We start from the raw sequence: 20,925 nt of genomic DNA on the forward strand, positions 1-20,925 counted from the left end.
TGAGAATCCGTGGCGATCCGTGGCTAGATTTCTGGCGTCACGACGGCTGCGTCGGCGCCACGGCAGCAGCACGATCATGCCGCCCACCGGATCGCCCCCCGTGGGCTAACACGCGCTGGTTGCGATACCATCATCAGAACGTTCCGCTTCATCGCTGGCTGAAGTCGCGTCAATTCACAATTTTTTACGTCTTTTTACTCCGGCTTCACACAAACCTGGCACGAATTCGCTATTGTTAGGCCCGTCATTCGCGGTGTTTCGTGCGAGGTCCCTATGGCAAAAAGACAGCGCAGCGAGCGGCTGCGGCTGCTGATCACGCTGGCCTTCGTGGTATTCCCGGCGGCGGCGCTCATCGGCTTCAGCGTGCTCCACCTGCGCTCCATCCAGCGCGACCGCGCCATCGAGGCCGCCATCCAGCGCGATTTCCAGCACATGATGGCCATCACCGAAAAGCGCATGGCGCGCAAAGCCTACGAGATGGCGGACGAGGTGCAGCCCAAGGTGCCTTGCTCATACGACTCCGACGCCGGCGCCCGCTTACAGGCCATGCTCGATAAGCACCCGCATTTCGCCCAGATTTTCACCTGGAGCAAGGGAAAGGGAACGGTGGTGCGCTCGCAGTCGCGATATACGAATGCGGCCGAGGTGCACGCCGAAGGCGAAAAGCTGGGCACCATGATCACCGGCTGGTTCGACTTGGAAGGCGCGCTCATCGTGGAAAAACTCCGCACAATGCAAAGCAAGGGCGAGCGCCCGTACATGCCGCACGGAGAGTGGATCACCCGCAACGGCAAACCGGTCTATCAAGCCTTCATCTTTTTCCCGATCAATGAAAACAAGGCCGGCATCGGTGGGGTGGTCTTCGATCCCGATTTTCTTCAGGATAAGTTTTTCCCCGAGATGATGAACACCATGATGGCGGAGAGCGAGGTCGAAGCCAAGAAGGACAACAGCAACACACGTTCGGAAGCGGTCATGATGATCCACGCTCCCAAGGAGCCGCCGCTGGCCGCCTGTTCGGATTGGGACGGCGGTATGCCTGAGATGGAGCGCAAGCTGGAAGCGGGCTTCCCCGGATTGATGCTGGCGATGAAATTCCGCGGCACCACCGTCGAAGCCATCGGACAGAAATTCCTGCGCACCAGCTTCCTGGTCCTCGGCGGATTATCGCTGTTGCTCGCCGCCGGGATCGTGTTCACCTACCGCGGCGTCAACAAGGAAATGGAGCTGGCGAAGACCAAGTCCGATTTCGTCTCCAACGTCTCGCACGAGCTGCGCACGCCGCTGGCGCTCATCCGCCTGTACGCCGAAACGCTCGAGCTCGGACGCGTCTCCCTCCCCGACAAGCAGCATGAGTACTACTGCACCATCCGCAAGGAGAGCGAGCGCCTGACCGCGCTCATCAACAACATCCTCGACTTCTCGCGCATCGAGGCCGGCCGCAAGGAATACGACTTCCGCGCCACCAATCTTCCCGAACTGGTGCGCACCACCCTGGAATCGTACCGCTACCAGATCGAGCAGCATGGATTCCGATTCGAGGAACACATCGCCGACGATATCCCGCCCGTGGTGGTGGACCGCGAGGCGATCGCCCGTTCGCTGCTGAACCTGGTGAACAACGCGATCAAGTATTCCTCCGACAACCGCTATCTCGCAGTCAGCCTGCGGCGCACGAATGGCTCGGTGAAGCTGGAAGTGGTGGACCACGGCATCGGAATCTCCCGCGATGAGCAGTCCAAGATTTTTGAAAAGTTCTACCGCGTGAGCGATCCGCTGGTGCACAACACCAAGGGCAGCGGTCTCGGCCTCTGCCTGGTGCGGCACATCGCGCACGCGCACGGCGGCGATGTCTCGGTGGAGAGCACGCCCGGCAAAGGCAGCAAGTTCAGTCTCGTACTTCCGGTGGAACCGCCGGTCGCGGCGATGCGTAACTCTGGTAGCAAACCTGACATCGGCCAGGGTGTGGGGGTGGCGTAATGACGAAAATCCTGATCATTGAAGATGAGCCCAACATGGTCGCCGGTTTGCGCGACAACTTCGAATTCGAAGGCTACCAGGTTGCCGCCGCCTACGACGGCGTCGAGGGCCTGGAGCGCGCCCTGAAAGACTCTCCCGACCTCGTGCTGCTGGACGTCATGATGCCCAAAATGAGCGGCCTCGACGTCTGCAAGCAGCTCAAGGTCAAGCGCCCGGGCATGCCCATCATCATGCTCACCGCGCGCGGCCAGGAGGTGGACAAAGTGGTCGGCCTCGAACTCGGCGCCGATGACTACGTCACCAAGCCCTTCTCCATCCGCGAATTGATCGCGCGCACCAAGGCCGTCCTCCGCCGCGCTTCCAAGTCCACCGGCAACGGCGATGCGTTCGGTTTTTCCGACGTTGCCATCGACCTGAAAAGTTGCCGCGTCACCCGTCGTGGCAAGCCCGTCGAGGTGTCGGCAAAAGAATTCGAGTTGCTCAAGTACTTCATCTGCCACTCCGGGGAAACCCTCAGCCGCGAGCGCCTGCTGACCGAGGTGTGGGGCTACGAGCACTTTCCGACCACGCGCACCGTGGACGCGCACATCGTCCGCCTGCGCCAGAAACTGGAGCCCTCGCCCGAACAGCCGCACTTTTTCCTCACCGTCCACGGCATCGGGTACAAGTTCGTCGGCTAGGTATCGAAACAGTTTCGAGCTTCAATCTCGAACACGCGAACTGGAAACCGGAAACTGAAATTCAGGGAGATCGGTCATGGCCACCAGTCGTCATCATGCGGGAGCTGAATTCGAGCAGATACTGATGACGCTCGCGCCTGAAGTCGCGCGCGCCGAGCATCAGCCCTCTTCCGGCCTGGAATTTAATCTCGCCGTGCTGGAGCGCGAGCGCCGCGAGTTCCATCTGGAACTGCTGGAGGCGGCGCACGTGCAGCGGCGCTTGAGCGGTCCGCGGCAAATGTCCCGGGGAGTGTTCGACATCGCCGGCGAAGTTTTCCCGGCGCGCTATCTCGCCGGCGATTTCGTCAGCGCTATGGATGTCGGCGAACGCACCTGGATCTTCCTCGGCGACATCGCCGGCAAGGGAGTCGCCGCCGCCATGTGGTTCACGCACCTGGTCAGCCTGATCCGCTGCCACGCCGCTGCCCACGACCAAACGGGCGCGGTCATGACCGCCGTGAATCGCGAGCTGTGCGCGCTGCGCCCCTCGCCGCCGATTACATCCATGGTTCTGCTGCGCCTCGACTGGCACTCGGACGAACTGGAGTATTGCAACGCGGGCCACCCGCCGGCGCTGCTCCTGCGCCGCGATTCCGCCCTCGAGCGCCTCGAAACCGGAGGTCCGGTGCTGGGCGTCATCGCCGGTGCGTCGTTTGAGTCGGCGCGGGTCGCGCTCCGTCCCGGCGACATGCTGCTCGGCTGCTCCGATGGCGTCCTGGAATGCCGCAACCGCAGCGACGAAGAGTTCGGCGACGCCCGCTTCCGAGCCAAGGCCCGCGAGCACGCCGGCGAGCCGGCTCATGCCGTTTTGTTTTCGATTCTCGGTGGATTGCAGGACTTCGCCGTCGGCATGCCGCGTCAGGATGACGTCAGCTTGCTGGTGATTCGCCACGCAGGAGCCAAGGACCGCTGATTGTGTCGATGGTTGGCTGATTGCGTGGCGCGGGTCTCCGATCTGCGTTTGACCGATTGCCGATCGCCGAGGGTCCGGTTTTGCTGAAACTGAAACTCGAAACTGAAACTTTGTGCATGGCCGCACGAGAAACAATTCGTCCGCTCGGCAGCACGCAGCAAAGCCAAGCTGCGCCTTGTGTGGGCTTGTCCGGCGGCGACGATTCCGGCGCCGATCTGTTCCGCGACGCCGCCCAGGGCAACGCCGCCGCATTTGAGAAGATCGCCTCCCGCTACGACCGGGCGATCCTGGCGCTCCTGCTTACTCTGACCGGCTCCGAGCAGGTCGCGCTCGATCTGTGCCATTCCACCTTGCTGAACGCCTATCGGGAAATGCAGCGGCGTCGCGCGCAATCCTTGTACATCTGGTTCTACCGCCTCGCGGCCGACCAGTGGCTCGCCTGGGCCGGCAACCGCGCTCACGCTCCGCAGGATGCGCCGTTCCATGTTTCTCCGGCGGATGTGCTCGGCACACTCTCCGCGCGCGAGCGCCTGGTGTTCGCTCTCAAGAGCAATCAGCGCCTCGCGCTGCCCACGGTCGCGCGAATTGTCGATCTCCCGGAAGAAACCGTCGCCCGCATTTTCACCCGCGCCGTCGCCAAGCTTCGCCTGTCCATGCGCCCGTAATGGGCCTGTCTGACCCGCGTCTCCGCGAAGCACGATTATCACCTCCCGACCGCCCGGAATCCCTGTATCATTCCGAAAAATCGAGAGGAAACGGCTATGCGGTACCCGAACGCTACGAAAGAGGAACTCACCGCGCCCCCGGCCCAGTACCGCGTGCTCGGAGTCGAGACCCACTCCAACGCCGAGTCTGTCTTCTCCATCGGCGATTTCAACTCGCTCGACGCCGCCAAGCAAGCTGCCAAGGAGAAGGCGGAAACCGGTACCCCGATCTTCATCTACAACGACCGCGCAGAACTCGTCGTGCGCTACGGAAGCTGGCACTAGGGAAGCCGTTTTGCGGGCGTGAGGTCGAAGCGGACTTTGCCTGAAACTGAAACTCGAAACTGAAACTGGATTGGTGCCGGGAGGGGGCAACGTCTTGAGACACCACAGCTAAGCTCTCATCGTTCCCGAATCGGCATGCAGTTTTCAGAAAACATCGAGCACCTATTGACGTGCCTCGCTTACGAGCCGAGCATTTTGCCATAGCCTCACTGAAGAGGAAGTCCACAACGTAGTGCCCACCCTCTGAGGCAAGGCCCCAGTTCCCGGGCCGAGCGAACCTAAGCGAAATAACAAAAGCGGGAGGCGCGCCATGCGTCGGGTTGCCGTTTTCCTCTTCCTACTCCTATTCGTTTTCACATTTGTGGTCGCCACTGCCTCCGCGCAAACCAAGCCCCTCACGAATGAGGACGTGATCAAGATGGTCAAGGCAGATCTGGGTGACGACACTGTAGTTAAAGCGATAAAAGCGAGCGACACCGCATTCGACACCTCACCCGACGCCTTGCTGCAGCTCAAGAACGCCGGTCTTAGCAAGACCGTAATCGACGCGATGCTTGAAGCGCGGGCCAAGACGAAAGTTGAGATGAGTCCGAGAGTCGAGCGGGCACCCGAGGTAGTCCCTGGGCTTCCCAAGGCTTCCGGCGTCTACTACCAAGATCCCACGGGTTGGGTTCAACTGCAGGACGCTTCGATGCCAAAGACGAAATCGAAGGGTTTGTTCGGCGCCGCCACAGGTGTCGGCAAGATGCGGGTCTATTACGTGTATCGAGGCGCCCACGCACCCGCCCAATTCATGACGCCGCAACCTGTTTTTTATGTTCGAGGACTCGGGAAGTTCGGGAGGGATGTTCAGATCATCCGGCTTGAAGTCAAGAAAGACAGCCGCGCAGTGCAGTTTGCATCAGCCAGTGCGCTGCGAGGGAGCAGTTCGTCAATTGATGACAAGAAGATCCATGCAGCGACCGTTTCGCGGCTCGGCGCTGACGTTCTCACGGTGACGCCAGCCGCGCCGTTGGCTACCGGGGAGTACCTGCTCTCCGTCGATGCCGACCACGACTATGACTTCGGCGTTGGAAAAAGCATGTAGGCACTAAGGCGGGAGGCCGTGAAGGGGCGACATGAAAATCGTCTTCATTGACGGCAAGTTGGCTGATGTACAGAAGCTCTCGCATTACTGGCATCCACTCCGCTTCGGAGTGAGCCCTTGCGCTTAGGAGAAAAATGTAAAGGAAAGGCACCCATGAGATGGAGGTCTGTTTTCGGGCTGGGCGGAATCATTCTGCTGATCCTGCTCTGGAATGCGTCCTCGGCACACGCGGGCAACAATGACCGGCTGAAGCAGCGGCTGTTTGAGCGGTACGACAAGAAGAATCTCAACGTAGCGCACAGCAACATTCTGGTTGCGCTGCTCCAGGCAGGCACGGGGTTCTCAGGACGGGGCGGCAACCGCCTCGAGTATTCAGTGAACTACGACCACTTCGACCCTCATTTCACCGATCGGCCCAAGAAGTATCAGGGTCGGAACTTACTTGACGAGAATACGACCGAGGAGGTGGAGGCCGGTGCGCGATTTACTGACGCCCTTGCTCCGGGCGAAATGGTGCAGGTCCGGCTCTTCTATGTTGAGACGTTGGGCCACGACGTTCTGCGGATAGATTTTTACCTCGTTCCTCTGGCGGGCAAGCGCACGGCCTCAACACAAAACATTTACGGCGGCGTCGCCGGAGTGGATTGGAAGGTTGATTGGGGTTGCCATTTTCGTTTTCTCATTCCCCCCAGGTCGCCGGGAGTATCGGACGACGACTACTTTGGGTACCTCACGGAACAGATCGGGCACTACTTCCTTCCGACGGAAGAATACCTTCAGACGACAAAGGCCGCAGCGGAAGCGGCTAACAACGTTCGTATCGAGCCGGGTATGTCCGAGAAGGACGTGATTGGAGCTTTAGGCGAACCCGCCAAGCGCATCCAGTTCGGTAAGAAGACCATCCTCAAATACCAAGACATCACGGTCGAACTCGAAGACGACAAGGTCGTCGAGTTGAAGGCGAATTAGCCGTTTTCGCGGCGTGAGAGCGCAGCGGCCTGCTCAACAGCCGAACACCAGCATTAGACGTGCTAGAATCCGCACCCTTGCGTCACCCAAATTCGCCGGGGATTTCAACTCTCTCGACGCCGCCAAGCAAGCTGCCAAGGAGAAGGCGGGAACCGGCACCCCGATCTTCATCTACAACGACCGCGCAGAACTCGTCGTGCGCTACGGAAGCTGGCACTAGGGGAGCCGTTTTGCGGGCGGGAGGTCGAAGCGGACTTTGCCTGAAACTGAGACTCGAAACTGAAACTCTGTGGTGCCGGGAGGGGGACTTGAACCCCCAAGGGCCGAAGCCCGGCGGATTTTGAGTCCGCTGCGTCTGCCAGTTCCGCCATCCCGGCCATCTGACGGCGAGCACTTCTAGATTATTTCACCGCCACCCCCTTTGCAAATCGGCAATCGAAAATCGGCAATCGACAATGAATTTTCCGGCCAAGAACCGAGTACCGAACACCGTAAACCGACATCATTTTCCGCCTATCCGGAATTCGCAATGCTCTCCTGTGGTAGCTGATAAAATGTTCAGTTTTGGATTCGGTCCCTGCTTCCTGTGGGGACCTACTACAAGGATTGCATTTATGGCTACCGTCCATGCGCCCGTAGCAACTGCCGTTGGCCCGTTCCGCAACGAGCCCCTCACAGATTTCAGCAAGCCGGAAAACGTGCAGGCCATGCGCACCGCCGTCGAGAAAGTGCGCGCGCAGCTCGGCCGTGAATACCCGCTGATCATCGGCGGCAAAACCGTCACCACCAAGGACAAGATCAGGTCCATCAACCCCGCAAAACCGGGCGAGCTTGTCGGCCTGTTCCAGAAAGCGGGCAAGGAAGAAGTTGAGCCGGCGATGAAGGCCGCGCTGAAGGCGTTCGAGTCGTGGAGCCGCACTCCGGTCGAGGAGCGCGCCAGCCTGCTGTTCCGCGCCGCCGACATCATCCGTCGGCGCAAGCACGAGTTTTCCGCCTGGATGATCTTCGAGGTCAGCAAGAACTACGCCGAGGCCGACGCCGACATCGCCGAGCTGATTGACTTCCTCGAGTTCTACCCCCGCGAGGCGCTGCGCCTCGCCAAGGCGGAGCCTCCGGTGCAACTCCCCGGCGAGCGCGACTATCTGTGGTACATCCCGCTGGGCGTGGGCATCGTGATTCCGCCGTGGAACTTCCCCGGCGCCATCATGGCGGGCATGACCGTCGCCTCCATCGTCTGCGGCAACACCGTCGTCCTGAAGCCGTCGAGCGACTCGCCCGCCATCGCGCAGAAGTTCGTGGAAGCGCTGATCGAGGCCGGAATGCCCGAAGGCGTGGTGAACTTCTGTCCCGGCGCCGGCGCCAGCTTCGGCGACGCGCTGGTGGCGCACCCCAAGACCCGTTACATCGCCTTCACCGGCTCCCGCGAAGTGGGACTGCGCATCAACCACGTTGCCGCGCAGACCGCTCCCGGACAAATCTGGATCAAGCGCACGGTGCTGGAGATGGGCGGCAAGGACGCCATCATCGTGGACGCCGACACCGCCAACATCGACGCCGCCGTCGAAGGCGTTGCCGCTGCCGCCTTCGGCTTCCAGGGCCAGAAGTGCTCCGCCTGCTCGCGCCTGATCCTGGACGAGAAGATCTACGATTCGTTCCTCGACAAGCTGAAAGAGCGCGTCGAGAAAATCACCATCGGCGATCCCACGCAGAATCCGGGCATGGCCGCCGTCATCAACGAGGGCTCGATGAAGAGTATTCTCGACTACATCGAGCACGGCCGGCGCGACGGACGCATCATCACCGGCGGACGCCGCGACGCCAAGCACGGCGACGGCTACTTCATCCAGCCCACCGTGATCGCCGATATCAAGCCGAAGTCGAAGCTGGAACAGGAAGAGATCTTCGGGCCGGTGCTGGCGGTGATCAAGTCGCACAGCTTCGATCATGCGCTGGAGATTGCCAACGACACCGAGTTCGGACTCACCGGCGCGGTCTATTCCAGCTCCCCGCAGAAGCTGGAGAAGGCCAAGCGCGAGTTCCACGTCGGCAACCTGTACCTCAACCGCAAGTGCACCGGAGCCATCGTGGGCGCGCATCCCTTCGGCGGCTTCAACATGTCCGGCACCGATTCCAAGGCCGGCGGGCCCGATTACCTCTACCTGTTCACGCAGGCGAAGTCGATCGGAGAGAAGCTGGGATAGGCTCCAGTCGCCAGGCGGCAGGCTGGGAATGACGAACACAGAGACGCAGAGACACAGAAGGATTCTTCAATCTCTGTGGTCTCTGTGTCTCCGGGACTCTGTGTTTGTCTTTTGTGTATGGCTCGGGTTGCCGTAAACTTCGGGGCCAATGGCTTGCCCTAAAGCTGTGCCGCATTTGACAACCCTGACAGCGCTGCCTAACAATACGGGCAACGTTGCAGCGGCCGTCGTGCGGGTACCGGCCGCGAGGTCCTCTCTATGGCGCGAATTCTTTGCGTTGACGACGAGCCAAACGTCGTCACTTTGAAATGCGCAATCCTGGAAGCCGCCGGCCACATCGTGACCGCCTCCACTTCGGCGCACGACGCCATCGAGAAACTGGAAAGCAACAGCTACGACGCCGTCGTCACCGACTGGCGGCTGGGCGACGCCAACGGCCTCGCGGTGGTGCAGGCCGCCAAGTCGCGCTCCAGCACGCCCGTGGTGGTGGTTTCCGGTTACGTGACGGAGGCGTTCCAGTCGACCGAGCCGCTGGCCGACCTCTACCTGGAAAAGCCGGTGAACCCGAAGGAGCTGGTCACGATCGTGAACGAGTTGCTGAAGACCAGCGAGCGGGCTGCCTCGCGCTGATCTCGTAATCTCCCAACCTTTTTCGATTCATGCGCTTCCTAGGCCGCCTAAGACTTTTGTTTTCAGGGTCGCTTCCTGCGCAGAAACAAAAAAGTCACAGCCTCTGAGCGCAGTCGAAGGGGAGCGACAGGGCGGGGATGTTGATTTGTTCTCCGCACTACATTCCCGGGCCGGCCGGATACGCGGGCAGGTCAGGCGGACGCGGCGGCAGCTTCTTGGGGTGCTGGTTCATCTCCTCGGTCACCATCTTGATGGCGGTTTCCAATTGCGGGTCTTGTCCGGCCATCACCAGGTCGGGGCGGTTATCCACCTCGACGTCGGGCGCCACGCCGCGGTTCTCGATCAGCCATTTGCTGTCGAGCCCATAGAGCGCGAACTCCGGGCGCGTGATATAGCCGCCGTCGATCAGCGGGATCGCGCCGCGGATGCCGCGCACTCCGCCCCAGGTGCGTTCCCCGATCAGCGGCCCCAGCTTGTACACCTTGAAGAAGTAGCTGAAGAAATCACCGTCGCTGGCGGCGTAGCGATTGGTGACGCAGGCCATGGCGCCGTGGAAGACGAGCGGAGGTTCGGTGTCACTCTCCCAGTTGCGCGCCGACTCCATGCCGGCGAGCACGCGCCGCAGGCGTTCGAAGATGATCTGATCCACGAAGCCGCCGCCGTTGTAGCGCACGTCGAAAATCATGCCCTCCTTCCGAATCTGTGGGAAGTACTGCTTGACGAATTCGTTCAGCCCGTGGTCCCCCATGTCCGGCAGATAGACGTATCCGATGCGGCCGCCGCTGGCCTGCTCCACCTTGCGCCGGTTGCTTTCGATCCAATTCAGCTCATGCAGGCCGAATTCGCTGGGGATGGGGCGCACCAGCAGGTTGCGCGCACCCTCGAACGTGGGCTTCGCGTTCACTGTGATGGTGACCGCCTGATTGACGGTGTTAATGAACAGCTCGTCCGGATTCTGCGGCGCCTTCAGCGCTCGCCCATTTACCGCCAGCAGGAATTCGCCTTGCTTGACGTTCACCCCGGGTTCGGTGAGCGGCGAGCGCAGGTTGGGGTTCCAGTTTTCGCCGGGATAGATTTTGGCGATGCGGTACAGGCTGCTGCCGGCGTCGGGTTCCAGGTCGGCGCCCAGGAGGCCGACATTGACCGCGTCAAGGTCGGGATAGTCGCCGCCGCCGACGTAGGTGTGCGAGTTGGAAAGCTCGCCGATCATCTCGCCCAAAACGTAGGTGAGGCTCAAGCGGTCGGCGACATAGGGCAGCAACTGTGCGTACTTGTCACGTTCGGCGGGCCAGTTGACGCCATTCATCGAGGGCTCGTAGAAGTAATCGCGCTGTTGCCGCCAGACCTCGCTGAAGATCTGCTTCCATTCCGCACGCGGGTCCACTTCCATGCGCATGCCGTCCAGCTTGAGCGCGCCGTCGCCTACACTGTTTAGCGACTTGGGCGCCGGACCTTTGGCTTCTTCGCTCGGCACCTTGGGATCGATGATCCCGTAGGCATTGGCCCCGCCGCCTTCTCCCGCCGGTGCGGAGGGAGCGCGGTACAGCATCTTGCGCCCGTCGAAGGAGAGGGCGAAGAGATCGGCGCCTTCCAGCACGACGTAGTCCTTGCGCGATTTCAGATCGAATCCGTGAATCGCCGGAGTCTCGCCGGGCAGCGGGCCCGACAAGCCTGTCACCGGCACGGTCACGTAATAAATCACGCCTTTGGCCGCGGCCAGGTTCTGGAGATTGGCGGGCGGAATGGGCAGCGCGACGATTCGGTTCTGGATGCCGTCAAGGTCAATGCGGAAGTCCTTCGGCAACGCTCGGGTGCCCGGCGGCTGCTCTTCTTCTTTTTTCTCCTGGGCAGTTTTTCCCGCGCCGGGCTGCTTCTCCGCCTGCGATGGCGGTGTCTTTTTCGCCTTGGTTCCGGCCGGTTGCGGCGCCGGTTCCGGTGGCTGCTTCTGACCGGCTGGCGTGGGCACCAGCAAGACGTCCGGCGGGCGGCGGGTGGTGACTTCGTCGCTCAGCACCGGCAGCGGCGAAGGCTCATCGGCCCGCAACGTGGCGATGTACACCCGCCCGGCCTTGGGATTGGCGAACTCGAAGTCGTACACGCCGAGCACTTCGTTGTAGTCGCGATTGGACAGGAAGTAGAGATACTTGCCTTCGGGATCAAAGTACGGCGCCGAGCTGTCGCTGGCGCTGGTGGTTACCGGCGTGATCTTGCTGCCGGCAAGGTCGTAGAGATAGACGACGTTGTTGCGGTTGTCGGCGGCCTTGGCATACGCCACCCACTTGCTGTCGGGCGAGAAGTTGTAATCGGTCAGGTCGGCGTACTTGCCCTGGTCAATCAGCACCGGTTTTTTCTGATCGATGTCCACGTAGAAGAGGCGGGCTTGCTTGTCGGCGAAGAGCAGCTTGCGGCTGTCGGGTGACCAGGTGGGCGGCAGGCGAAACATTTTGCCGTCGGTGGTGATGCGCACCTCCTCTCCCAACCCGTCTTGCGGAACCAGGTAAAGCTCGTCTTCTCCGCTGCGGTCCGACAGGTAGGCGATCCAGCGTCCGTCGGGCGACCAGGCGGCGTACTTCTCGCGGATGCCCGGGGTGCGCGTCAGGTCGCGGATGCTGCCTTCCTTGGCCGGCACGGTGAAGATGTCCCCGCGGGCGGTGAAGACGGCGCGCTTGCCGTCGGGGGAGATATCGAAGTCGGTGGTCAGCTTGTTGACCGCGGCCCAGTGGCGGCGCGCGAGATCGCGGTCGCCGGGCAGGTAGATGGTCAGCTTGCGCGGCTGCTGCGTGTTGAGGTCGAACCGGTACAGGAAGCCGCCGTTCTCGAAGATGATCGCGTCCGGGCCGAGGCTGGGCCACATGACGTCGAAATCGGTGAAGTGCGTGAGCTGCTGAACTTCCTTGCTGGCGAGGCTGTAGCTGTACAGGTTCAGGCGGTGCTCGGGACCGCGATCGGAGCTGAAGTAGATGGTGTCGCCGTGCCACATGGGGAAGGTGTCGGTCCACTCCGTGTGCGGCACGGTCTCGATGTGGTGCGATTTCGGGTTGTAGATGGAAATGTCCTGCGCCATGCCGCCGGTGTAGCGCTTCCATGTGCGGAAATTGCGGAAGATGCGGTTGTATGCGATCTTGCTGCCATCGGGCGAGAACGAGGTCAGGCCACCCTTGTCGAGGGGAAGTGCCTGCGGCAGCCCGCCCTCAATGCCGATCCGGTAGAGCCGGCCAAACCAGGTATTGAATGTATCGCGCCGCGATAGAAAAATGATGTTCCGGCTGTCGGGCGTCCAGGTGATGACCTGGTTATGAATTCCCATGCGCTCGCTCAGGTGCCCGCCGCCGGGATGGAAGGTCAACTGGCGGGGGTCGCCGCCATCGGAGGGCATCACGTAGACGTTGTAGTTGCCGTCATACTGCGCCGTGAAGGCGATCCACTTGCCATCGGGCGAGAATTTAGGAAACAGCTCCTGGCCGGCATGCGACGTGATGCGGCGCGCCACGCCGCCGTCGCGCGCGGCCAGCCACAGGTCGCCGCCGTAGCTGAAGGCGATCTTGTCCTGGGAAATGTCGGGGAAGCGCATCAGCCGGCCCTCCGGCATCTCCTGCGACAGAGCAACCGAGGCGGTGATGGCCCACAGCAGGGCTACGATTAGCTTGCGTACACGCGACATACAATTTCCTCCCGCCCAGCCCGAGCAGGGCAACCGAGCATTGTAATGGGAAGGACGCAAGTCGCGGCGGTACGGACCAAAGCAAGAAAAGGTGCGGTGCCAATTCGGCAATAATCCCGCCGCTCCGCTATAATCCAATGCGGTAAGCTCCGCCCTCCGGAGAGGTGGCAGAGTGGCTGAATGCGGCGGTTTGCTAAACCGTTGTACGGGCTAAAACCTGTACCGGGGGTTCGAATCCCCCCCTCTCCGCCAGTGTTTTTGTTTTCAATGACTTATATAAACGTGATACCCTTGATGATACCTGAATCTCACAGGAGGATCCAAGGTGAATCGCGACGTCAATCTCACCAAGCGCGTGCACATCGGGGGCGAGCTGCGGTATTGCCCCGTCATACTGTCCGCGAACGGCAGAGTGAAACCGGACTGGGTAGTCGTCGATGGGCACCAAGAGAGGCACGTCGAAGGTGCTTATTATCTGGACTGGCGCGAGGGATCACGCCGCGTGCGGAAGTCCGTCGGCAAGGATGCCAGCAGTGCCGCGGCAGCCAGGTTCAGGCAGGAGCAGTTGCTCGCGAACAAGGCGGCGGGCATCAAGGTTGTCGCGGAATCCGGCAACGGCACGTCGCTCGTCGGCGCGGTCGAATCCTACCTCACGAACATCAGGGCGACCAGAAAACCCAAAACCGACGTAGCCTACAGGGCGACGCTCGACAAATTCCTCAGCGTCTGCAAGAACCGAACCATCGAAGCAGTCACGCGCGATGATCTGCTTCAGTTCGCCTCCCATCTTCGCGACGTGGAAAAACTCGCGCCGAGGACAGTCAACAATCAGTTCGGCACGGTCGTTTCATTTCTGAAAGCCTCCGGTGTGCAGACCAGCGGCAAAGACGGACTGCTTAGGAAGGGCGATACGCCCAAGTTCGTGGAAGAGGAACCGCGAGTATACGAACAGGAAGACCTCGATCAGTTTTTCAAGGCGTGCGATGCCGAAGAGCGCAGCCTGTTTCAGTTCTTCCTCATGACCGGAATGCGCGAGAAGGAAGTACAGCACTGCGAATGGAGCGACATCAATTTCAACAGAGCGTCCATCACTGTCCGGGCGAAGCCACTGTACGGATTCACGCCAAAGAACTTTCGCGAGCGCGAGATCCCTGTGCCGGACAAGCTGATCGCGGAGTTGAAGAAGCGGAAGCAGAAATCGCGCAGCCAGCTCGTGTTTCCTTCTGCTGGCGGCAGGCCCGACGGACATCTCCTGCGGCGGTGCCACGCTGTCGTGAATCGCGCCGGTCTTAACACTGCCGACTGGTGGCTCCATAAATTCAGAGCGACGTTCGCGACGACAGCGCTTCGCGGAGGCGTGGACCTCCGCACCGTCCAGGACTGGATGGGACACGGCGACATCGCTTCGACGATGAGGTATCTCGCCCCGGCTCGCGGACAGGCGATGCGAGCGATGGTCAATGCCATGTTCGATTAAGTGCCGGAGAGGCCTTTCACCGCGCGAACGTGTTCTCCTTGATTAGCGATTCCAGCTTTTTGGCCTGCAAAACTATTCGGTTTGCCATCTCGCGGTACCTCCGCGAGCCATCATAAGTTAGGGGCGAATCGGTCCCATTCTGGCAGCGAATTGCTTAAGGTCGTGATGTCTGATTGCAGCTCCTGAATCGCTTTCGTAATCTCGTTTGGGACGGCCATTGGCGGATTCTATCAAAGGCAGGAAAGGCGGGAAATGAGGCTCGCTTGCACGCATACTTTCACGGGGTCCGCCCCGGCTGGCGCGCAGCTCCTGAAGTTCTCCGCGGTCCCAAGGGGCACCGACGCCCCGCCTTGAGTGGCGTAGGGCGGGAGCTGAAATCTAAGTTTACGGGCTACGCGCCGGACGCGTCAAACCGGCTGGGGGATAGGATACAGAGCGCTCCAAAACTGCCGAGTCTAGTACAAGCGGGAGACCCCCCGGCTCTGCCGGGGAGGCAGTAGAAGTTTGACAGATACAGGAGTCCACCGAGGAAACTCCCAAACGTGAGCCGCCAAGCACACGAGAGGGAATTTCAACGATGGACGAGATGGAAAGCCTAAGCCATACCAAGTGGGAGTGCAAATACCACGTGGTGTTTATCCCGAAGTGCCGACGCAAGGTGCTGTACGGAGAATTGAGGCGGTACCTGGGAGAAGTGTTCCGCAAGCTGGCGGAGCAGAAGGAAAGCCGGATTGAAGAAGGGAATCTGCTGCCGGACCACGTGCACATGATGATCGCGATCCCGCCCAAGTACGCGGTGTCGCAGGTGATTGGGTTCATCAAGGGTAAGAGCGCGATCCATCTGGCACGGGTGTACGGGGAGCGGAAGAGGAATTTTGTTGGGCAACATTTCTGGGCGCGCGGGTACTGGGTGTCGACCGTGGGCCGCGATGAGGCGGTGATCCGCGAGTACATCCGCAAGCAAGAGCACGAGGACGAGCGCTTAGACCAGATGGGTCTGTGGCGCTGAACTGCCACCGCGACGGTGGCACCAATCCGTCGGGGCCGCGTTAGCGACCCCGCACAGCCGCTTTGAGCGGCTCACAAACCAAAGCCCCCGGCTCTGCCGGGGGATACTTACTAACTAATCAGTAAAACAGCGGCTGCGCGCGGCGCGGGCGTGCGGGCAGGTGAGCACCGGTACGGGAACGGGACGGTAAATCAAGTCATTTCAGAGCCGCTCGAACATTAGGACCATTTCCTGCCGAATACCTTTACCGTTGCGGAGGCCGTACTGCATGTAATGATTGCGTATTGCATACGAAAAGTGCCTCCGTAGCGTGTAGTGATCTGAAGCAATCTCGGCAATAAGATCCGCAGTGGACACTTTCATTCCGGCGCAGGTGGAATCACCGATGACGCAAATCACGTTTGCTCGCTTGGACGTGATGCGACTGAGTTCGCAGAAGAATCGCTCCATTCCGGCAAAATAGCGCTCCAGGGAGTATGCGCGGGGCAGATCGATATCAGCAATACGTGTCAGTAAACGATCAAGCTTGGTGATGCCAAAATCGCGAAGACCCGCTGTGCGTTTACCAAATTGCTTTGCTCCCAAGTAATCCCACGCCATTCTGCGGTGGCTGTATGAGTCCGGCACGAGTCCCAGCCAGAACATTTCAAGCTTGTGCCGCCGACTGTACTCTACAGCGCTGAAGTAGGGAGGCGAAGTTACCACAAACGAGAAGGGCATTAGATGAGCGGCCTCATGGACCAGCACCTCTTCCATGTTGCGGGCGTCACCACATTCTATGATCGCGGTGGGTGCCGGATGTTTCCTTCGACTAACGTCCCACAACTCACGCATACCGTGAATTACTGTGCGGGCCTTATGTAGAAACTCTTCTTGGACATTTATCTCCCTCTGCTTGTTTCGCTCTGCCTGTATGGAAGTAACTTCGAGACCGGACACCGGAACCGGGTCGGCGTTCGAAACCCGGCGAATAATCGCTGCGACACAGGCCAAGTAAAATTCTCGCTCCGTGTCACTCGTTGGGAATTCCCTGAGTACTTGGACGAGACGCGAGAGATCAACGATAACATGCCGTCGAAACCAATGAGCTATGTTTGGAATCGGTGGAATCCACAAATCCTTCGACTCCTTCAGATATCGAGATTCGCTGATATCACCGCCGATCAGTTTCTCTAGTTCAACCTGGCGACGCGAAACCTTCGCCAGCCGCTGCTGGATTCTGTCGAGGTGCCGGGCTAGAGCATCGGGGTTGAGCGGCCGAGTCTTCACTCGCGCGATGAAACAGGCCAGCGGATCAATGTCGAGCCCCAGCGAGGATCGGCCGTCGACCAACGCTTCGACATTCGACGTGCCGCTCCCGGAGAAAGGATCGAAGACTAGAACTTTCTTGTCCGGCTCGGTGGAGAGCGCCCAACGAACAATCGGGCGGTGAAATTTCGCCGGATAGCGAAAAAGATAGTGCATGTAATCAGTTTCCGGCTGAGTGGACTCCAACCAGTATTTGGCGCCGCGCTTAGGACGTGACGAGAGGGACGCCGTGCGAATGAAGCCATTGCCGCGAGCCTTCGCCCAGCGGCTCATGCTCTGACATCCTTGAACTGTTGAAGCCACTGGTCAGCAATCTTGATGAACGAGGGCCGCCCTCTCCGATCCACGTGAAACCTGAATTGCTTCGCGTTGGTCCGCTGGAGGTGTGTTATGAATCCGAGCAAATCATCGAACGACGCATCGGTATCGTGTTCGGAGATGAGTGTCGCCTGCATCGCCTCGACGATAGTGGAAATCGGGCAGATCGGAGTGCCATGTGACGCAATCCGCTCATACGCGTCTATAAGCAATGATGAAAGAAGCTCCTGCGGAATAGTTTCGAAATTCCGCGCCCCCATTCCAAACACACGAGACGCAACAGAGAGATGTTCGTTTTTCGCAATTCTCTTCTCCAGTACCTCCACATTGGTTATCTCACGCACGAATGCGGACAGCTTCGGAATGTGCTGCTCGGCTGCGATGTAGCGTATATCCGCGTTGTCCTGGCGGTCGATAAGCCCAAGCCGGAACATAGTTTGGATATGAATACGAAGCTTGTGATGACGCGTTTTCGGCCTATATCCCTCTTGCCGAAGCTTCTGAATGTCTTCGCGGAGTGCCATCCGCTCCGGTGTCGAGGTCGTCAGCCTCAAATATTCGTTGTAAATTCGCGAGAACAGCTGCTCGACGAAATCTGAGGCGATGGCTTCAGCATGCGACAACGACCCGTGTTCGATGAAGTATCGTGCGAGCTCCAGGAGCACCGCGCCGTCAGCTTCGAGAAACAGACGAAAATGAAGCAGCTTCTCCCGAGGCTTCAGCAACAGTTCGTTCGGCTCTCCGATATCCGCCAAGAGGTCTACGAGGTGCCCTTTGTCTGTCCATGTGTTGTTGTCCGTGATGACACCAAGGGCAGCAGCGAGATCTACTGCATACAGTGCAGCCGCTTTGTTGAAGTCTTTGTCAATGCGATTCTTGACCTCTTTTACGAGTCGCTCGGCCACAACTTCCGGGTAGCAGCTTTGGACCGCAGAGGAGCACCTCTTCACGAGGAGCTCTATGTAGGCGGGCTCTTCGACCTGGTAATGGGTGCGGAAGATTAGGCGAGGAACCACTTTCTAGTACTCCGTGCCTCCGTGCACTGTAATGCGCGGCCTCATGAGCAGGGGAAAAAGTCGGTTGGCGCGATCGGTGGACGCAATTGCGTAGCCGAGTGGTAACGAGCGCACCATCGCCTCGAATATGCGTCCACTCTGTACCTTTTCTCTTCTGTCCATCACGAACTCTGGCGGCACACTCGTATTGATCATTCCCTCCGCAGCATCGATGTCATCCCGATGGCTTAATGCGTGAATGAGAAGTAAATCAGCATTCCGCTGGATAGCAGGATCGAGACCCGAAGGCTGCTGGGTGGCAACCACTATCGACAATCCCAAATTGCGGCCTTCGGTAACGTACTTCTTGAGCGGCGCTCGGGACGCGACCGCACCACGTGCGGGAATGTAGTTGTGGGCTTCGTCGATAATAATCCATGATCGTGGGATGCCGGCCTGAGCCCTGCTCTGGCACGACTCAGCGAGCCGCGCGTACTCACGGGCCGCATCTGGGTTGGTCTGCTGCAGGCGTTCCGCCTTTGCGTGGTAAATTGGCGCCATTCGTTCTTCCTGTTCCGCGGCACCTCTGAGATGCATCATCTTGCGAACTATCAATCCCACAAGTGCAGCCCTCATCTGCTGATCGAGGTCACGGAGGAGGAGGATGGTGACTCGCCCGGGTACCAGCAGCCGACGGATGTCGAGTCCGGCCGTAGAAAACAACGGCAGTCGCCGTACCGCATCTAACCGACGCCTCAGCGATTCGATGGTATCCCGGTGGTACCGCTGCAGGTCCGGATCTGCTGCGAGGCCCGCCAAGAGATCTGAAAGGGAAAATTCGGGAAGCGGCGGATGGGTTATGCCTTGGACGTCCGTATAACCGTCGTACGCTACCTTTGCGTAAAGCTCCGTGATCAGATGGCCAAGTGGGTCGGCGAAGGGATCGGCTTCAAACAAACCACACCATTCCTCCGAGCCGAAATCGGATGGCTTCAGAGTGAGTTCAATCGTCTCCAGTCCAGCTGGAGGTGATGTCCCCTTCGGGCGGAAGAGCAGCGGTTTAAAAGGTTCTGTATCAAGACGCCACTTTCGTAGTTCCTGTGCGGCAGGGGAATTGGCGTCGTGGATTTCGCTTACTCCAAACGGCATCGTGAGGAAGACATTCATGCTGTCGAGCACTAGTACGCCTTGTTGGAGGGAGCTTTGGCGTATCCACCCCGACGCGGCCAGGCCCTCCGCTATCACACCTAGACTGTACGTCTTCCCGCTCCGGCGCTTACCCATCACGTACACTGCATGGGCCCCGCGCGTGTCCATCCACACGTTTCGATAGGGAGTCTCGGCCTGCTTTCCCAGGAAGATTGCATCGAGACTTCCGGGCGCATTTTGACCCATCACAACGTCGGAATTTGATACGCGGTCGAGTGTAAGGTCCGGTTTCAACGCAAACGAGTGTTCCAAACGGAACGTGGCGTCAGGGATTGATCCAGCCATTAGGCAAGCTCTCCTAGCTGACCAAGTCGGCGGTTATGACGGACCGTTGAGCCCGGTGAGCTCTTCCCAAAGCGCGCGTCATCTTGAGAGTGATGTCGCGTGGCGTCATGCTGGTCGTCAGATGACTCTTGATAGAATCGATCGCTTCCTCGCTGAACGGGAAATACTCTTCGGAAAGTATCTCTGAGCCCGCATCCTTGGCCGCATTTTTCATAAGGGATTTGAGGTCGCATTCAGAATCACGAAGGTACTGAATGACACCTCCGATGAACTTATTCACGTCCGGATCATTAAGGCTCGGTATTTCAATTTGCGCGTCGGGGCCCAGCCGTGAAGTGACCGGTCCGTTTTCTCTGAACACATCGACCATTTCGGACTGCAGCGATGCCGACGCCCCGACCAGAATCGAAACGGCCTTCTGATTGGGGTCGACGAGCCGGGTAAAGCCCGATTCAAAAGTGGGGATCGTCTCCGGTCCAATCGACCGGAGTCGCTCCATTTCATCCAAGATGAGCACCAAGGTTTTCCCTTTCAGCTCCCGCAGCAGTCTGCCGAACAAACAAATGATGTCCGCCAATCTCGCCGCCTCCGTTTCAGTGAGGTCCTGGGTTTGCCCGAGGTCGGCGAGTTCCTGGCGTCCCATGGCCACGCCCGAGATCCACGCCCATAAGCGCAAAAGATCGAAATTAGGGTCGACGATTCGGATCGACGCTTTTGCGATTTCCTCATCACCGAATTTGGCCTTGAGGCGGTGCAGGAGCTCATCCCTTCGCGCGGGGCCGACCGAATGGAGCGCATCTTCGAGAATGCCGAGAATGAAATCTTGGCCAAGCGCTCGCATAATGCCTTCCCGATAGAGATCATGAAAGCGTGATTTCTTGGAAAGATCGGGGCACTCGATTCGTCGGTATTCGATGTTCGTGAGCTGCGATAGCTCTTTCATCGTACGCATAAGCGTGTGCGTCTTGCCGCCTCCATAGGGTCCCCACACAAGACGCTTCGGCGCAAGGCCTGTGATGAGGTCAATATCGAGGCCCTCTGCAATGTCGTTTGTACGAATGTCGTCGCGCGCAAAACAATCGATATCGAGCAGCGGATCCAGGATGAAGTTGTCGCGACGAAGACCATACCCTTTCCCCAATGTGCTGCTGGTGGTATCCACGTCTTGCCTCCTC

The 20,925-nt window shown here is 59.6% G+C and carries 16 protein-coding genes and 2 tRNA genes; 12 read left to right on the forward strand and 6 right to left on the reverse strand.

What is annotated here, in order from left to right; all coding sequences use genetic code 11:
• Positions 1-306: 306 nt before the first annotated feature.
• The 7 genes from LAN70_15555 (at position 307) to LAN70_15585 (ending at position 6,657) form a co-directional block, all read left to right on the forward strand.
• A complete protein-coding gene (locus tag LAN70_15555) occupies positions 307-1,980 on the forward strand; it encodes a HAMP domain-containing histidine kinase (protein ID MBZ5512569.1) in 1,674 nt (557 codons plus the stop codon).
• A complete protein-coding gene (locus LAN70_15560; protein MBZ5512570.1) occupies positions 1,980-2,660 on the forward strand; it encodes a response regulator transcription factor in 681 nt (226 codons plus the stop codon). The genes LAN70_15555 and LAN70_15560 overlap by 1 nt, the downstream gene beginning before the upstream one ends.
• A 76-nt stretch (positions 2,661-2,736) precedes the next feature.
• Positions 2,737-3,612 (forward strand): serine/threonine-protein phosphatase, encoded by an 876-nt coding sequence (locus tag LAN70_15565; GenBank protein MBZ5512571.1) that lies wholly within the window; start codon positions 2,737-2,739, stop codon positions 3,610-3,612.
• A gap of 80 nt (positions 3,613-3,692) precedes the next feature.
• A complete protein-coding gene (locus LAN70_15570; protein MBZ5512572.1) occupies positions 3,693-4,277 on the forward strand; it encodes a hypothetical protein in 585 nt (194 codons plus the stop codon).
• A gap of 96 nt (positions 4,278-4,373) precedes the next feature.
• Positions 4,374-4,601 carry a hypothetical protein gene (locus LAN70_15575; protein MBZ5512573.1) on the forward strand — a complete coding sequence of 76 codons (228 nt, stop codon included), beginning with the start codon at positions 4,374-4,376 and terminating at the stop codon, positions 4,599-4,601.
• A 409-nt stretch (positions 4,602-5,010) separates the two neighbouring features.
• Positions 5,011-5,688 (forward strand): hypothetical protein, encoded by a 678-nt coding sequence (locus tag LAN70_15580; protein MBZ5512574.1) that lies wholly within the window; start codon positions 5,011-5,013, stop codon positions 5,686-5,688.
• A 117-nt stretch (positions 5,689-5,805) separates the two neighbouring features.
• A complete protein-coding gene (locus tag LAN70_15585; protein ID MBZ5512575.1) occupies positions 5,806-6,657 on the forward strand; it encodes a hypothetical protein in 852 nt (283 codons plus the stop codon).
• Positions 6,658-6,947: 290 nt separating this feature from the next.
• Here LAN70_15585 and LAN70_15590 read toward each other — a convergent pair.
• Positions 6,948-7,034: transfer RNA gene (locus tag LAN70_15590), tRNA-Leu, on the reverse strand.
• Positions 7,035-7,271: 237 nt separating this feature from the next.
• Here LAN70_15590 and pruA point away from each other — a divergent pair.
• On the forward strand, positions 7,272-8,858 hold the full coding sequence (gene pruA / locus LAN70_15595) for an L-glutamate gamma-semialdehyde dehydrogenase (protein ID MBZ5512576.1): 1,587 nt from the start codon (positions 7,272-7,274) through the stop codon (positions 8,856-8,858).
• Positions 8,859-9,116: 258 nt separating this feature from the next.
• Positions 9,117-9,488, forward strand: coding sequence for a response regulator (locus LAN70_15600; protein ID MBZ5512577.1), 372 nt, complete (start codon positions 9,117-9,119; stop codon positions 9,486-9,488).
• 157 nt (positions 9,489-9,645) lie between these two features.
• Here LAN70_15600 and LAN70_15605 read toward each other — a convergent pair whose 3' ends face one another.
• Complete coding sequence (locus tag LAN70_15605) at positions 9,646-13,149, reverse strand: PDZ domain-containing protein (protein MBZ5512578.1); 3,504 nt, start codon at positions 13,147-13,149, stop codon at positions 9,646-9,648.
• 158 nt (positions 13,150-13,307) lie between these two features.
• On the opposite strand from LAN70_15605, the gene LAN70_15610 reads away from it, so the two are divergent.
• The 3 genes from LAN70_15610 (at position 13,308) to tnpA (ending at position 15,635) form a co-directional block, all read left to right on the forward strand.
• Positions 13,308-13,401, forward strand: a tRNA-Ser gene (locus LAN70_15610).
• Between the two features lie 73 nt (positions 13,402-13,474).
• Positions 13,475-14,626: a tyrosine-type recombinase/integrase gene (locus LAN70_15615; protein MBZ5512579.1), complete on the forward strand. Its 1,152-nt coding sequence runs from the start codon at positions 13,475-13,477 to the stop codon at positions 14,624-14,626.
• A gap of 577 nt (positions 14,627-15,203) precedes the next feature.
• The gene (tnpA, locus tag LAN70_15620) at positions 15,204-15,635 is read left to right on the forward strand and encodes an IS200/IS605 family transposase (protein MBZ5512580.1); all 432 of its coding nucleotides are present in this window, start codon (positions 15,204-15,206) and stop codon (positions 15,633-15,635) included.
• 201 nt (positions 15,636-15,836) lie between these two features.
• On the opposite strand, the gene LAN70_15625 is transcribed toward tnpA, so the two are convergent.
• The 4 genes from LAN70_15625 to LAN70_15640 form a co-directional block, all read right to left on the reverse strand.
• Positions 15,837-17,216, reverse strand: coding sequence for a hypothetical protein (locus LAN70_15625; protein ID MBZ5512581.1), 1,380 nt, complete (start codon positions 17,214-17,216; stop codon positions 15,837-15,839).
• A complete protein-coding gene (locus tag LAN70_15630; protein ID MBZ5512582.1) occupies positions 17,213-18,166 on the reverse strand; it encodes a hypothetical protein in 954 nt (317 codons plus the stop codon). Before LAN70_15630 ends, LAN70_15625 begins: the two co-directional genes overlap by 4 nt.
• Before the next feature lie 114 nt (positions 18,167-18,280).
• On the reverse strand, positions 18,281-19,750 hold the full coding sequence (locus tag LAN70_15635; GenBank protein MBZ5512583.1) for a hypothetical protein: 1,470 nt from the start codon (positions 19,748-19,750) through the stop codon (positions 18,281-18,283).
• A gap of 13 nt (positions 19,751-19,763) precedes the next feature.
• Positions 19,764-20,912, reverse strand: a complete 1,149-nt coding sequence (locus LAN70_15640; GenBank protein MBZ5512584.1) for a hypothetical protein — start codon at positions 20,910-20,912, stop codon at positions 19,764-19,766.
• Positions 20,913-20,925 lie beyond the last annotated feature (13 nt).

The organism is Terriglobia bacterium (assembly GCA_020072845.1).
Lineage (GTDB): Bacteria > Acidobacteriota > Terriglobia > Terriglobales > Acidobacteriaceae > JAIQGF01.